The sequence below is a fragment of the Massilia sp. Masssp94 genome, from assembly GCF_059491305.1.
In genome coordinates this window covers 4,069,840-4,084,620 of the sequence record NZ_CP168501.1, presented here as the reverse complement: position 1 = coordinate 4,084,620, position 14,781 = coordinate 4,069,840, and the positions used below count along the sequence as shown (strand labels likewise).

The window sequence follows — 14,781 nt, the reverse complement described above, 5'->3', positions numbered from 1 at the left end:
TGCGAGCCTTGAACCGCAGCCGCTGCATACTGGCGGCATCGACTTGCAAAGCGGAGGCACCATGGCGGCAGTGAACCTGGACGAACTCGAACATGCGGCCCTCGTCGTCGACGATGGCGAAGGCCGCGCCACGGCCCTCGTCGCGCGCGCGACAGGCATGATCCATTTGCTCAACGACGACTACATGGACGAGGAAGCGCCAATGCCGGCCGACGCGGGCGCCGGCAGGAGCACGGAAGAAAGCGACTACGTGGCCGTGCCGCCCGCGAGCACGCTCGGCATCGGCGACCAGCTCGTGTTCCGCTTCGCCGCCACGCACCTCGCGGGCGACCAGGCGGCGATCCGCGACCTCGTCCGCGCCGAAGACACCGACGGCTTCGAGCGCCTGCTCGACGAGCGCGGCGCCACCGAGTCGTGGCAGCGTTTCCGCACCGAGGAAACGCAGACCGCGCTGCGCCGCTGGTGCGACGAGCACGGGCTGCGGGTCGGCGGCTGACGGCTCAGAACCGGGCCTCGAACGCCGCGCGCACACTGGGGCGGCGTACGTTGACGATACGGTTGCGCAGCACGCCGTCCAGCGTCGCGTAGCTGCTGTCGTTGACGAAGTCCGAGCCGGGCACGTTCACGGCCGTCACGCGCAGTGTCGATCCCGCGCCCAGTTTCCAGGCCGCGTAGATGTCGAGGTCACGCTGCGCGTGCAGGTACACCATCTGGTTCGTGGAAACGCGCACCGTGCCGCCCTGGCGAAACCCGAAGTTGACACCGGCCGAGAACCGGTTGCGCTGCCAGTCGGCGCCGAGGTTGGCGGACAGCGGCACCTGCTGGTTGAGCCGGTTGTCCGGGCCCCGCACGCCATCCACGTGCGACCAGTTGCGCGCGACGTCGCCGCGCAGTTCCAGCGTCCGCACCGGGAAATGCGTTTCGAGTTGGAGCGTGCGCGTCGTCGCGCTGCCGACGTTTTCCGGCTGCGACACCCAACGGCCTGCGGCCGCATCGAAGCGGACCAGGTTGCGCGTGGTGTCGTCGATGCGGCGCTGCGATGCGCTCACCGAGAACAGCGCGCCCGGTGCCCATTCGCGTTCATAGGCCGCATCGATGGCGAGCGCCAGTTCCGGCTTCAGGTTCGGGTTGCCCCGCACGTCCGGCTCGACCTGGCTGTTGTTCACGGTCGTGTAGCGGTGCGGCAGCAGCGCCTCCATGCCGGGCGCCTTGTACGTGCGCGCGACGGCGAGGCGCACACGGTCGTTGCGCTTCCCCGGCAATTGATACAGCGTCTGGACGATGGGACTGAACACGCTCGACCACGACCGCGCGCTGCCGAAGCCGGCGCCGTCGGCACGGATGCGCACGCCCTCCCAGCGCGTGCCGAGATAGGCCGACCAGGCGGGCGTTACCTGCCACTCGTCCTGTGCGTACAAGGCCAAACGCGTGACGGTGCCCGTGTAGCGTTCGTCGCCGTGCGGGATGACGAGCGATGGCTGCGTCGGATCGCGTTCGCGGCGCGCGTCCTCGCGGTGCGCGCGGCCGGCGTCCCAGCCGACGGCCAGCGCGTGGCCTTCCCACAGCGGCAAGGTCGCCTTGCCGGTCGTGCCGACGTCGCGGTCGTGGCCCGTCGAGTCGATGTCGCGGCGGAGTGATCCGACGGCCGGATTGCCGCCCGCATCGCGGTCGCTGCCATTGTCCGTGTAGCCGCCGGAGGCATTGAACTTCGTCTCCAGCTGGCCCCCGCCTTCGAAGCGGTGCACCCACTGGAGCGCCGCGCGCACCGAGCCCATGTCGTTGCTCATGCGGATATCCTGGCGCGGATACGGCGCCGCCTCGCCCAGCCATGTCGTCACCGGAGAACGGACGCCGACGCGGAAGCGGTTCAATGTCGCGAGTCCCTCCAGCGCGAGCGTGTCGCCGCCGTCCAATGTCCACGCGAGCCGGGGCACGAGGCTCAGCGTCGCCAGGTGACCGTGTTCCCGGCTGGCCGTCGTGCGCAGCAAGGTCGGGCGGCCGGCCGCGTCGAATCCTTCCTCGCGTGCGGGCACGTCGCCATCGAAGTCGTTGCGCATCGCCTCCAGCGCGAGCGAATACGAGAACCGGTCGCGCTTGTCCGCCACGCGCAGGCTCGCATTCGGGCTGCGCGTGTCGCGGCCCGCTTCGATACCGGCCTTGAACTCGCGCTCCCGGGTCCGGACGACCTTCTTCAGCACGATGTTGATGGTGCCCGCGATGGCCTGGGTCGGCAGGTCCGCACTGGCCGCGCGCCGCACCTCGATGCGCTCGACGGCATCGGGCGCCAGCGTGTCGAACGCGACGCCGGGCGGCACGCGTTCGCCGTCGACGAGCACCTGCGTATAGCCGTTGCCCAGTCCCTGCAGCCGCACCTCGCCGCCGCGCCCGGCGGCACCGTTCACCGTCACACCCGGTATCCGCTTGAGGGCGTCGAGCAGGTTCGTGTCGCCGTATTTCACGAGGTCCTCGTGGCGGACGACGATGCGGGCCGCGGTGTCGTCGCGGCGCGGGTCGTAGTCGGTCGCTTTGCCGCGCACGTCGACTTGCGCGGGCGGGGTGTCCTGCGCCAGGGCGGAGGCCGACACGATCAGGGAGGCAAGGATGGTGCGGCGTGGCGACATGGGACCTCGGCTGGTTGATTGTTCAATATGACAGCCGGACTGTAGCATTCAATTCCAATGATACGCAATGTTTACTTCCAACCAGTAGCAATCATGAATTCCTACAATAAGAAAAAATTATTGCCACTCTCGTCCGTTTTTGTTCAACATCTGCCATACTTCCCTGACCACATTGGCAAGGAGGAACGACACGTGAAACGATTTGCACTGCTTGCGGCCTTGCTGGCCGCGCTGCCGCTGACCGGCATCGCCGGCCCCGCCACGTCGCCGGAACGGCAGATCGACGCGCTGTTCGCCCAGTGGAACCGGCCGGCCGTGCCGGGCGCCGTGGTCGGGGTGATCCGCGACGGCAAGGTGGTGCTGACGAAGCGTTACGGGATGGCCGACATCGAACGCGGCGTGCCGATGTCGCCGTCCGCCGCCTTCTTCATCGGCTCGATGTCCAAGCAGTTCACCGCGTTTGCCATCCACCTGCTGGCACACGACGGCAAGCTGTCGCTCGACGACGACGTTCATAGGTACCTGCCCGACGTGCCGGACTTCGGCAAGAAGATCACCATCCGCCACCTGCTGCACCACACGAGCGGGTTGCGCGATTACTTCGACTTGATGGCCATGGCGGGCCTGCGCCCGGGCGACGTGATCGCCGAGGACAAGGCGCTGGCGTTGATCAGGCGCCAGCGCACACTCAACTTCGACCCCGGCCAGGAATGGGACTACTCGAACACCGGCTACGTGCTGCTCGCGCGGATCGTGGAGCACGTGGCCGGCAAACCGTTTCCGGAATTTGCACGCGAACGCATCTTCGTCCCGCTCGGCATGACGCACACGTTGTTCCAGCAGGACTACCGCACCCTCGTGCCCGGCCGTGTCCTGTCGTACGTGCCCGGCGACACCGGGGGCTACCAGTTCGCGCCGGTCAACATCTCGCCGGCCGGCGACGGCGGCGTGTTGACGACGCTGGGCGACCTGGCCCTGTGGGATCGCAATTTCTACGATGGACGCGTCGGCGGGATGGACGTGGTCAGGCAGATGCAGGTCACCGGCGTGCTCAATGACGGCAAGCCGATCGGATACGCCTCCGGCCTGTTTGTCCACAACTACCGCGCCTTGCGGCTCGTCGAGCATGGCGGCACGATCGGCGGCTACAGCACCCAGCTTTGGCGTTTTCCCGACCAGCGTCTGTCGGTCGTGGTGCTCGCCAACACGGCCGACATCGATACGTACGAGACCGTGCGCAGGATCGCCGACATGGCCCTCGACCGCGTACCCGGCGCGGCGCCGGCCGTGCCCGTGGCGCCCGCGAAGACGTTCAAGGAAGTCCAGCTCGACCCAGCACGGCTGGATGCGCTGGTCGGCTTTTACGCGACGTCGCCGCAATCCGGGATCACCTTCACCAAGGAGAACGGGCGGCTGATGGCGCTCGGCATGGGCTTCCCGAAAATGCCCGTGTTTGCCTATGGCGAGCGCGATTTCTTTGCCAGGGCGACCGATGCCCGCTTCAGCTTCGATCCGCCCGGCAAGGATGGCATCGTCGCGGGCGGCGTCCTGCACTGGGGCCAGCAGGATGTTCCCGCCATGCGCACCGCGCGTCCCATGCCTTCCGCAGCGGAGTTGCAGCGGCTCGAAGGCGATTTCTACAGCGACGAGCTGCACGTCCTGTATTCGATCGCAGGCAGGGACGGCGACCTCGTGCTGACCTATCCGGGCGGCACGGTCACGCTCGGTTTCAACGGCGAACGCGACTATGCTACTGGCTTTGGCACGATCAAGTACCAGTGCAGCGCCGATGGCTGCACCGGGTTCACGATCAGTACGGAGAGAGCACGCAACGTTCAGTTCAGGCGGGTCGCTCTGACTTCAGCCAGCCGCTAAGTTGCTGGGCAACACCAGTTGGTTTAGACTGGTTCTTTCCCTTCCAACTTGCCCACATGTCCGCACGTTCGTTCCGCCTGCTGAGCGCCGCCCTCTTCGCCCTGGCCGTGCTGGCCGCCTGCAAGGGCGAAAAACCGGCGCCGCCGCCGAAACCGGCCGCCGTCCAGGCGCCGGCCGCGCCCACGCGCACACGCGACCAGGCGATCGCCGCGCTGATGGCGCTGCCGGAACTCAAGACGTGGTCGGAGCAGATCGAACGGCGCGCGCACGGCGCGGCGCACGGGGCCGTCATCGAGGACGATCCGACCCCGCGCGTCATCGAAGGAAAAAAGTACTATCAGCTGAGCTTCGTGGAAGACCGCAAGCAGAACGTGCACCGCCGCGCCAGCTTCCTCGTGTCGTACGAGGGCGACGACATCCTCGTTGAAGACCTGGACAATGATTCCGTGCAATCGCTGGCCGAATGGCGGCGCAACATCCGCAACGTCGAACTGAAGTCGCGTTGATCGGCCACAAACCAGCCCCCATTCGACGCGTCTATCGTGGACGCTGCCGCTGACCGTGCAGCGTCACCGCCCGTTCGCGCGGACGGTGGCGCCACTCCTCCCCCGGTCGGCGGCGCCTCCCCCTCATCGCTTCACACCCGCGCCCGCCACTCTGCCAGGTAATGCTGCGGCGTCTTGCCGAGCAGCTTGCGGAACATGCTCGTGAACGCGCTCGGGCTCGCATAGCCGAGTGCCGCCGCGATCCTGCCCACGCTCTCGCCGCGCGCCAGCATTTCGAATGCGTGCGCCAGGTGCACCTGCTGCACCCACTGGCGGTAGTGCAGGCCCGTCTCGCGCGGGAACAGCCGGATCAGCGTGCGCGCGCTGGCGCCCGCGTCGAGCGCATAGTCGTCGAGCCGGCGCTGGCTGGCGGGATGCGCCATGATGTCCGCGCACAGGGCCTGCAACCGGCGGTCGCGCGGCCACGGGACGGCGATCGGTACCGTCTCCATGGCCTCCAGTTCCGACAGGATCAGCCGCGCCAGCGCCTCGCCGCGGCCGCCGGGCGGATAGTCGACGGGCTCCGCCGACAGCGCCAGGATCAGCTCGCGCAGCAGCGGACTCACTTCAAGCACCTTGCAGCCGTCGACGAGGCGGCCGGCCGCCTCCTTCTCGATGTACAGCGTCCGCATATTGACCCGGCTGAGCATCGTCAGCTCGTGCACGATGCCGGGCGCGATGAGGAGTGCGCGGCGCGGCGGGATGATCCACACGCCCAGCGCCGTGCGCACCCGCATCACGCCTTCGCTGGCGTACAGCAGCTGCACCCACGGGTGGCTGTGGGCTTCGACCAGTTCGCCGTGCTGCACTTCGGACGGCACGGCCGTCACGCTGCGCGGCAGCTTGCGGAATTTCTGGCGGTAGCGGGGAGAAGGCGAGATTGTCACTTGGGCGATGATAAATGGAATATGCGTTCGAATCGACGATATTACACTGGCCAGCCATCCCATCGAAAATCATCATGACCACGCCCACCTCGCCTTCCGTCACGGCGTCCGGGCCGGCCAGCGCCGCGCCCGGGACCGTCCTCCAGATCCTGTTTTCGGTCGCCTTCGTGCACCTGCTGAACGATTGCGTGCAGGCCGTGCTGCCGTCGATCTATCCGCTATTGAAAGAGCAGTTCGCGCTCAGCTTCACGCAAGTCGGCCTGATCACGCTGACGTTCCAGTGCACGGCGTCGCTGCTGCAGCCGTGGATCGGCCTGGCCACCGACAAGCGCCCGATCCCGTTCCTGCTGCCGGCCGGGATGTGCGTGACCCTGGCCGGCGTCGCGCTGCTGGCCGTCGCCGGCACGTTTCCGATGCTGCTGCTGGCCGCGGGCATGATCGGCATCGGCTCGTCGACCTTCCACCCGGAAGCCTCGCGCGTGGCGCGGCTCGCGTCCGGCGGACGCTTCGGCTTCGCGCAGTCGCTGTTCCAGGTCGGCGGCAACCTCGGCTCCGCATTCGGCCCGCTGCTGGCCGCCGCCATCATCGTGGGCCGCGGCCAGGGCCGCATCGCGTGGTTCATGCTGTTCATCCTCGTCGCCGTGATCGTGCTCGTGGGCGTCGCGCGCTGGTACGGCAGCCACCTCAAGACGATCACGCGCAAGGCCGCCGCGCATGCGGGGCCGGCGCTGCCCCGTGCGACCGTCATCCGCGCGCTGGCCGTGCTGGCCATGCTCGTGTTCTCGAAATACGTCTACATGGCGAGCCTGTCGAGCTATTACACGTTCTACCTGATCGAGAAATTCCACGTCCCCGTCGGCACCGCGCAACTGTACCTGTTCGTGTTCCTCGCGGCCGTGGCGGCAGGCACGTTCGCGGGCGGCCCGATCGGCGACCGCATCGGCCGCAAGCGCGTGATCTGGGTGTCGATCCTCGGCGCCGCGCCGTTCACGCTGGCGCTGCCGTATGCAGACCTGTTCTGGACCGGCGTGCTGTCGGTGGTGATCGGGCTCGTGATGTCGTCCGCGTTCTCCGCGATCGTCGTGTTCGCGCAGGAGCTCGTGCCGGGCAAGGTCGGCATGATCGCGGGGATCTTCTTTGGACTGATGTTCGGCGTCAGCGGCATCGGTGCCGCGGCCATGGGGCATCTCGCGGACGTGTCCGGGATCGAGACGGTGTATCGGCTGGCGTCGTTCCTGCCGTTGCTGGGGATCCTGGCGGCGTTCCTGCCGAAGATCGAAGCACGTCAATGACAACGACGGGGTGAGCGATCACCCCGTCGTGCGTTCAACTATCGAGGTGCGAAATGAGGGCCCTGCGTCCCTCGCCCTCCCCCTCCACCGCCGCCGGCGGCAGCGCGCGCGCATGGTGCACGTCGACCGAGATCCCGACCGCCATGATGTCGATGAGGAGCAGCTGCAGTATCCGCGAAATCATCGCGAGGAAGTGCGTGCTGTCCTCCGCGTGGTCCACGGCCAGCAGCACGTCCGCGCGGCGCGCGAGCGGCGACTGGCTATTGCAGATCGCGATGACGTCGGCACCCGCCGCGCGCGCCGCCTCGACGGCCGACAGCAGGTCCGGCAGGCGGCCCGAGTTCGAGATCGCGACGACGACGTCGCCGGGTCCCAGCAGCTCGGCCGCCAGCTTGAACAAATGCGAGTCGCCGTACAGCGCGGTCGGGATGCGGAAGCGGAAGAACTTGTGCTGGCCGTCCAGCGCCACCACGCGCGAATTCCCCATCGCGTAGAACTCCACCCGTTTCGCGCGGCTCACCAGTTCGATCGCACGGTCGATGGCGCGCACGTCCAGCTGGTCGCGGAACTGCAGGATCGCCGAGATCGTGTTGTCGATGACCTTCGCGGACAGATCGTGCGTGCTGTCGCTGCCGCGCACCTGGCTGTGGCGCACGGGGATCGACCCCGTCAGGCTGCTCGCGAACTTCAGCTTGAAGTCGGCGAGGCCGAGGAAACCGAGCGAGCGGCAGAAGCGGATCACGGTCGGCTGGCTCACGTCCGCCAGCTTCGCGATGCCGGCGATCGGTTCGTTCAGCACGAGGCGCGGCTGTTCCAGCACGAGGGCCGCCACGCGCTGCTCGGCCGGCGTCAGTTCCGGGCGCAGCTTGTGGATGCGGTCCATCAGCGTGTTGCCGCCGCTGCGGCCGCGCAGGTGTTCGGACAGGATGTTCGCGACACCGTCGAATGCCACGTGCGGCGTCGAGATCACGTACGTCGGGATGTCGGACAGGTAGCTCGAAAAGCGGCCCTTCGCTTCGAAGCGCGTGCGGAACGGCGACGTCCTGAACCACTCGCCCAGGCGCGGCACGATGCCCCCGCCGATGAAGATGCCGCCGAACGCACCCAGGGTCACCGCCAGGTTCGCCGCGGCGCCGCCCAGCATGCCGCAGAAGCACTCCAGCACTTCCAGGCACAGCGGGTCCTTGTCGTCGAGCGCACCGGTGATGATCTCGGCGGACGTGCGCGCGGGCGCCTCCACTTTGTTACGCTCGGCGAGCGCGCGATGGATGATCTCCATGCCGGGACCGGAGATCAGGCGCTCGTTCGACACGTGGCTCCATTCGCGCCACGCGGTCTGCAGGATCGCGAACTCGCGCTCGTCGCTGGGTGCGAAGTTGACGTGGCCGCCCTCGCTGCCGAGCGTGACGAAGCCGTCGACGGTCGGAATGCCGCCGGAGACGCCCAGGCCCGTGCCCGGTCCGAGCACGCCCAGCACGGCGCCCGGCACGGGTTTGCCGGGGCCCACCTGCATCAGGTCCGATTCCTTCAGGCCCGGGATCGCCATCGCCAGCGCCGTGAAGTCGTTCACGATCAGCAGCGTGTCCAGCCCGAGTTCGCGGCGCACGGCGTCCGTGGAGAATTCCCACGGCCGGTTCGTCATGCGCACGTAGTCGCCGTCGACGGGATTCGCGAGCGCGAGCGCGCCGTGGTGCAGGCGCGTGTCCGCGTGTTCGGCGAGGTAGAAACGCAGCATCGGGACGATGCCCGAGTAGTCGTCGCACTTCAGCACGCGCACCGAGCGGTACGTGCCGGGTGCGGTCTGCAGCGCGAAGCGCGCGTGCGTCGCGCCGATGTCGGCCAGCAGGCGCGGGCCGTCGGCGAACGCCGTACGTGTATTGTCTGGTTGCTCTTCCATTATGCGATTGTACCGAACCAGCCGCCGTACGGTGGCAGCGTGACGGTCGTGCCGTTCACGTCGCCGGACAGGCCGTGGCCTTCCAGCTTCTTCGCCCCGGCGGCTGCCGGCCAGTCGAAGGTCAGCGGCGCATTGGTCACGTTGAACACGGCCAGCACGGACGGGAGGCCTTCCTCGTCGCGGCGCAGCGCCAGCGCCTGTTCCGGCACGTCGAAGAACGCGATGTCGCCGCGCGTCAGTTGCGGCAAGCCGCGGCGCCACTGGATGATGTTGCGCGCGAAGTTCAGCGTCGATTGCGGGTCCTTGTCCTGCCCCTCTTCGGCCAGCGCCACATGCTCCGGCGGCACCGGCAGCCACGGTTTGCCGGTGGTGAAGCCGGCGTTCGGCGTTGCGCTCGTCCACGGCATCGGCGTGCGGCAGCCGTCGCGGCCCTTGAACTCCGGCCAGAACGTGATGCCGTACGGGTCCTGCAGCAGCTCGTAAGGCACGTCCGCTTCCGGCAGCGCCAGTTCGTCGCCCTGGTACAGGCACGGCGTGCCTTTCAGCGACAGCTGCAATGCCAGCACGAGCTTGGACAGTGCGGGGGTCCATTCGCCGGCCGACCAGCGCGTGGCGACGCGAATGCTGTCGTGGTTACCGACCGACCACGACGCCCAGCCATCCTTCACCCGCGCATTGAATTCCTCGACCTGGCGGCGGATATGACGGCTGGAGAACTGGGGCGTGAGCAGGTTGAAGCTGTAGGCCATGTGCAGCTTGTCGCCGCCCGACGTGTAGTCGGCCATCACGGCCAGCGAATCGTCCGCGCCCACTTCGCCGATCGCGACGGCGCCGTATTCGTCCAGCAGCTTGCGCAGCCTTTGCAGGAACGCGATGTTCTCGGGCTGGGTCTTGTCGTGGATGTGCGCCTGCATGCCGTACGGGTTCACGTCCGTGACGGTCGACGTGTCGCGCACGAGCGCCGGCGGATTGCTTTGGAGTGTCCGGTCGTGGAAGTGGAAGTTGCAGGCGTCCATGCGCACGCCGTCGACGCCCCGTTCGAGCCAGAAGCGCAGCGAATCCAGGTGCGCCTGCTGCACGGCCGGATTATGGAAGTTCACCTGCGGCTGGTTCACGAGGAAGTTGTGCATGTAGTACTGCTTGCGGCGGCTGTCCCACTGCCACGCCGGGCCGCCGAACACGGACAGCCAGTTGTTGGGCGGGTTGCCGTCCGGGAGAGGATCGGACCACACATACCAGTCGGCCTTCGGATTGTCGCGGCTCGAGCGGCTCTCGACGAACCACGGATGGTTCTCGGCCGTGTGCGCCATCACCTGGTCGATCATGATCTTCAGGCCCAGGCTGTGCGCCTTCGCGACGAGCGCGTCGAAATCTGCGAGGGTGCCGAACAGCGGGTCGACGTCGCAGTAGTCGGCGATATCGTAGCCGAAGTCCTTCATCGGCGACTTGAAGAACGGCGACAGCCAGACGATGTCCACGCCCAGGCTGGCGATGTAATCCAGCTTGGCGGTGATGCCCGGCAGGTCGCCCACGCCGTCGCCATTCGTATCGAGATAGCTGCGCGGATAAACCTGGTAGATGATGGCTTCGCGCCACCACGGATTCTTGTCGTGCGAGGAAGTGGTCATGTGGTGTCTCTCCAGTAATTTTACGCAATATACAGGATGAAATCCTCGATGACAATCGGCGCAAAAATCGACGTCTATAGTAAATCTTCATTTAAATCATTGACTTACAATATTTCGCACAAAAAGAATCGCCACGAACCGGTAGTCAAACTACATCAACAAGTGTTAGCCTGTCGCGTCAACAAAACACCTGCCATCATGACCCGAACGACTCTCCGCGCCGCCGGCGCCCTGCTCTCCTGCCTGGCCGCCACCGGCGCCCACGCCGCCATCGGCCCGGACGCCTGCGACAGCAAAACCTTCGAGACCGTCCTGTATCCGGCCGCCGCGCAATACGACGCGCGCGCCGTCTGGCTCGACGGCCGGACGATCCAGTGGCCGGGCAGCCCGCGCGCCGGCAACGTCAAGCTGTATCACGCGGCGCGCGGCACGATCGCGGCGCCGAAGGGCGAACTGGTGACCGGTGCGGACGGCGCGATCCGTCCCGACCTGTTCTCCGGCCCCGTGCCGCCCGGTTTTACCTACCTGGCCCCGGGCCCGGTGCTGCGCGTGGGCGATGCCGATGCGGCCAGGCTGCCCGACATGCACCGCGGCCAGCTCGTGCTCGTGCGCGAGGATGCGGCGGGCCGCGTGCTGGACGCCACGCGCATCCAGGCGGCCGGCGCGCTGGACGATTTGTACGCCGCTGCCGCCGACCTGCCGCGACTGGGCGTGGACGTGGGCAGCGGGCGCACGCGCTTCGCGGTGTGGGCACCGACCGCGCAGCAGGCTGCCGTCTGCGTGTACGACGGCGGCACGGGCGGCGTGCGCGCGGTCTACCAGATGGAATTCGACCGCCGCACGGGCGCATGGCGCGCCGCGCTGCCGGGCGATTTGACCGGCAAGTATTACAAGTACGCGGTCGACGTGCCGGTCGATGCGGGCATCGTGCGCAACCTCGTCACCGATCCGTATTCGATCAGCCTGACGACGGATTCGACGCGCAGCTACATCGCACGGCTCGATTCGCCGCGCCTGAAGCCGGCCGGCTGGGACACGACACCTGCGCCGCAGACGGTGAAACACCAGACCGACATGGTCGTCTACGAACTGCACGTGCGCGACTTTTCGCGCGACGACGCGAGCGTGCCGGTCGCGCATCGCGGCAAATACCTCGCGTTCACCGATACCGGTTCGGACGGCATGAAGCATCTCGCGGCACTGGCGCGCAGCGGCCTGACGGACATCCACCTGCTGCCCGTGTACGACATCGGCAGCGTGCCAGAGACGGCATGCGCCGTGCCGCAACCGGCCGGCACGCCGGACGGCGACACGCAGCAGGCACTGATAAAACGCACGGCGGAGACGGACTGCTTCAACTGGGGCTACGACCCGTTCCACTACAACGCGCCGGAAGGCAGCTACGCGACCGATCCTGCCGACGGCGCCCGTCGCATCGTCGAGTTCCGCCAGATGGTGCAAAGCCTGCACAGGACGGGCCTGCGCGTCGGCATGGACGTCGTCTACAACCATACGTTCATCGCGGGGCAGAACGAGAAATCCGTCCTCGACCGCGTCGTGCCCGGCTACTACCACCGCCTGAACGCGAACGGCGCGATCGAGCGCTCGACGTGCTGCGACAACACGGCGACGGAACACCGCATGATGGGCAAGCTGATGATCGATTCCGTCGCGCTGTGGGCGAAGGAATACAGGATCGATTCGTTCCGCTTCGACCTGATGGGCCACCAGCCGCGCGCGGTCATGGAAGACCTGCAGAAAAAAGTCAACGCCATCGCGGGCCGCGACGTCCAGCTGATCGGCGAAGGCTGGAACTTCGGCGAAGTGGCGGACGGCGCCCGCTTCGTGCAGGCGTCGCAGCTGTCGCTGAACGGCAGCGGCATCGGCACGTTCAACGACCGCCTGCGCGACGCCGTGCGCGGCGGTTCCGCGGGCGATTCGGGCGAGGCGATGTTCGGCCGCCAGGGCTGGATCAATGGCCTCGTCTACGATCCGAACGCACATGCGGGCGCGCGCCCCGCCGCCGACCTGTTGAAAGCCGCGGACCTGGTGCGCGCGGGGCTCGCGGGCTCGCTCCGTTCGTATCCGCTGCACACGTTCGACGACAAGACCGTGCGGCTGGAAGCCATCGACTACAACGGCCAGCCGGCCGGCTATGCGAGCGAGCCGGGCGAGGTCGTGAACTACGTCGAGAACCACGACAACCAGACGCTGTTCGACATCGACGTGTTCAAGCTCCCTGTCTCGACGACGAGCCGGGAACGGGCGCGCGTTCAGGTGCTGGGCATGGCGGTCGACGCCTTCGCGCAGGGCGTCGCGTACTACCACGCGGGCATCGACGTGCTGCGCTCGAAATCGCTGGACCGCAACAGCTTCAATTCGGGCGACTGGTTCAACCGCATCGACTGGACCTACCGCGACAATCACTTCGGCACGGGCCTGCCGCCCGCGGACGACAATGGCCGCGACTGGCCACTGCTGCAGCCCCTGCTGGCCGACGCCGCCATCAAGCCGGCGCCCGCCGACATCGCCTTCACGCGCGACGCGTTCCGCGACCTGCTCGCCATCCGCGCCAGCTCCACGCTGTTCCGGCTGCCGACGGCGGCCGCTATCCGCCAGCGCCTGCGCTTCTTCAACACGGGCAGCGCGCAGGTCCCGACGGTGGCCGCCGCGCACCTGGACGGCCGCGGCCTGGCCGGCGCCGGGTTCGCCGGCATCACCTACGTCATCAACGTGGACAAGGTCGGGCACACGGTGGCGGACCCGGAGGCCATCGGCAAGCGCATGCGGTTACACCCCGTGTTCCTGTCCGAACACGTGGCCGACAAACGGGCCACGCAGGCGACGTTCGATGCCGCGACGGGCGAGTTCTCGGTGCCGCCGCGCACGGCTGTCGTGTTCGTCGAGGAGTGAATAGCGCGCGCCCGTCGCGCTGCCGGTGCTAGTATTTTTTCGTCCTCAACACGGGAGCACTGGCATGAGCAATATTCGCGCATGGGCCGCCCAGTCCGCCGGCGGCCCTTTGGCACCGTTCGCATATGACCCGGGCCCGCTGGGACCGGAAGACGTGGAAGTCGAGGTCGAGCATTGCGGCGTCTGCCATTCCGACCTCTCCATGCTGGACAACGAATGGGGCATCACCGCGTACCCGTTCGTGCCCGGCCACGAAGCCATCGGCCGCGTGGCCGCGCTCGGCGCCATCGCCGCGGCCAAGGGCCTCACCATCGGCCAGCGCGTGGGCGTGGGCTGGAACGTGCGCAGCTGCCAGCACTGCGCGGCCTGCCTCCGCGGCGATTTTCACTTGTGCGCCAGCGTGCAGGCGACCATCGTCGGCCACCACGGCGCCTTTGCCGACCGCGTGCGCGCCCACTGGATCTGGACCATCCCGATTCCCGGCGCGCTGGCGGCGCAGAACGCCGGACCGCTGCTGTGCGGCGGCATCACCGTGTTCGCGCCGCTGCTGCAGCTGCACGTGCCGCCGACGGCGCGCGTGGCGGTGTTCGGCATCGGCGGCCTCGGTCACATGGCGCTGATGTTCACCCACGCCTGGGGCTGCGACGTGACGGCGTTCACGTCGTCGCCCAGCAAGGTGCAGGAAGCGCTGAGCTTCGGCGCCCATCACACGGCCTCGAGCCGGTCCGACGCCGACATGCAGCGCCTGGCCGGCAGCTTCGACTTCGTATTCATCACGGCCAACGCGCCGCTCGACTGGGACGCCGTCATCGCCCTGCTCGCGCCCGGCGGCCGCCTGCACTTCCTCGGTGCCGTGCTGCAGCCCGTGCCGGTGCAGGTCATGAGCCTGATCATGGGCCAGCGCGCCATCTCCGCGTCGCCGACGGGCAGCCGCGCCCAGATCGACACGATGCTGCGCTTCGCGACCCACCACCACGTCGCGCCGAAGGTCGAGCACTTCCCGATGCGCCGCGTGAACGACGCGATGGACCATCTGCGTGCCGGCAAGGCGAGCTACCGGATCGTGCTGGACGCGGATTTCGACTGACGACGACAGCGCGGCTGGACCGATTGCAACATTGGT

The 14,781-nt window shown here is 67.6% G+C and carries 10 protein-coding genes; 6 read left to right on the top strand and 4 right to left on the bottom strand.

All coding sequences use genetic code 11. From position 1 onward, the window contains the following. Positions 1-61: 61 nt before the first annotated feature. Positions 62-496 carry a hypothetical protein gene (locus ACEN9G_RS18040; RefSeq protein WP_413341505.1) on the top strand — a complete coding sequence of 145 codons (435 nt, stop codon included), beginning with the start codon at positions 62-64 and terminating at the stop codon, positions 494-496. Positions 497-500: 4 nt separating this feature from the next. Here ACEN9G_RS18040 and ACEN9G_RS18035 read toward each other — a convergent pair whose 3' ends face one another. Further along, positions 501-2,621, bottom strand: coding sequence for a TonB-dependent receptor plug domain-containing protein (locus ACEN9G_RS18035; protein ID WP_413341507.1), 2,121 nt, complete (start codon positions 2,619-2,621; stop codon positions 501-503). Between the two features lie 192 nt (positions 2,622-2,813). Here ACEN9G_RS18035 and ACEN9G_RS18030 point away from each other — a divergent pair, with 192 nt between their 5' ends. Continuing rightward, positions 2,814-4,496, top strand: a complete 1,683-nt coding sequence (locus tag ACEN9G_RS18030; protein ID WP_413341509.1) for a serine hydrolase — start codon at positions 2,814-2,816, stop codon at positions 4,494-4,496. A 56-nt stretch (positions 4,497-4,552) separates the two neighbouring features. Continuing rightward, the gene (locus ACEN9G_RS18025; protein WP_483126816.1) at positions 4,553-5,002 is read left to right on the top strand and encodes a hypothetical protein; all 450 of its coding nucleotides are present in this window, start codon (positions 4,553-4,555) and stop codon (positions 5,000-5,002) included. Between the two features lie 131 nt (positions 5,003-5,133). Here the strand turns inward: ACEN9G_RS18025 and ACEN9G_RS18020 are convergent, their stop codons facing one another. Further along, positions 5,134-5,928 (bottom strand): AraC family transcriptional regulator, encoded by a 795-nt coding sequence (locus ACEN9G_RS18020; RefSeq protein ID WP_413343065.1) that lies wholly within the window; start codon positions 5,926-5,928, stop codon positions 5,134-5,136. A gap of 74 nt (positions 5,929-6,002) precedes the next feature. Between ACEN9G_RS18020 and ACEN9G_RS18015 the strand changes: the two genes are divergently transcribed. After that, complete coding sequence (locus ACEN9G_RS18015; RefSeq protein WP_413343064.1) at positions 6,003-7,220, top strand: MFS transporter; 1,218 nt, start codon at positions 6,003-6,005, stop codon at positions 7,218-7,220. Between the two features lie 34 nt (positions 7,221-7,254). Here the strand turns inward: ACEN9G_RS18015 and glk are convergent, their stop codons facing one another. After that, positions 7,255-9,117: a glucokinase gene (gene glk / locus ACEN9G_RS18010; protein WP_413343062.1), complete on the bottom strand. Its 1,863-nt coding sequence runs from the start codon at positions 9,115-9,117 to the stop codon at positions 7,255-7,257. Then, positions 9,117-10,745, bottom strand: coding sequence for an alpha-amylase family glycosyl hydrolase (locus ACEN9G_RS18005; RefSeq protein ID WP_413343060.1), 1,629 nt, complete (start codon positions 10,743-10,745; stop codon positions 9,117-9,119). Before ACEN9G_RS18005 ends, glk begins: the two co-directional genes overlap by 1 nt. Positions 10,746-10,943: 198 nt before the next feature. Between ACEN9G_RS18005 and ACEN9G_RS18000 the strand changes: the two genes are divergently transcribed. Beyond that, positions 10,944-13,658: an alpha-1,6-glucosidase domain-containing protein gene (locus ACEN9G_RS18000; RefSeq protein ID WP_483126815.1), complete on the top strand. Its 2,715-nt coding sequence runs from the start codon at positions 10,944-10,946 to the stop codon at positions 13,656-13,658. Between the two features lie 64 nt (positions 13,659-13,722). Beyond that, complete coding sequence (gene ahr, locus ACEN9G_RS17995; protein WP_413343107.1) at positions 13,723-14,745, top strand: NADPH-dependent aldehyde reductase Ahr; 1,023 nt, start codon at positions 13,723-13,725, stop codon at positions 14,743-14,745. Positions 14,746-14,781: the final 36 nt, after the last annotated feature.

Bases quoted from the DNA above. Each gene is read 5' to 3' on its own strand.
- ACEN9G_RS18040 (WP_413341505.1), top strand. From the start codon at position 62: ATGGCGGCAGTGAACCTGGACGAACTCGAACATGCGGCCCTCGTCGTC.
- ACEN9G_RS18035 (WP_413341507.1), bottom strand. From the start codon at position 2,621: ATGTCGCCACGCCGCACCATCCTTGCCTCCCTGATCGTGTCGGCCTCC.
- ACEN9G_RS18025 (WP_483126816.1), top strand. From the start codon at position 4,553: ATGTCCGCACGTTCGTTCCGCCTGCTGAGCGCCGCCCTCTTCGCCCTG.
- ACEN9G_RS18015 (WP_413343064.1), top strand. From the start codon at position 6,003: ATGACCACGCCCACCTCGCCTTCCGTCACGGCGTCCGGGCCGGCCAGC.
- glk (WP_413343062.1), bottom strand. From the start codon at position 9,117: ATGGAAGAGCAACCAGACAATACACGTACGGCGTTCGCCGACGGCCCG.
- ACEN9G_RS18005 (WP_413343060.1), bottom strand. From the start codon at position 10,745: ATGACCACTTCCTCGCACGACAAGAATCCGTGGTGGCGCGAAGCCATC.
- ACEN9G_RS18000 (WP_483126815.1), top strand. From the start codon at position 10,944: ATGACCCGAACGACTCTCCGCGCCGCCGGCGCCCTGCTCTCCTGCCTG.
- ahr (WP_413343107.1), top strand. From the start codon at position 13,723: ATGAGCAATATTCGCGCATGGGCCGCCCAGTCCGCCGGCGGCCCTTTG.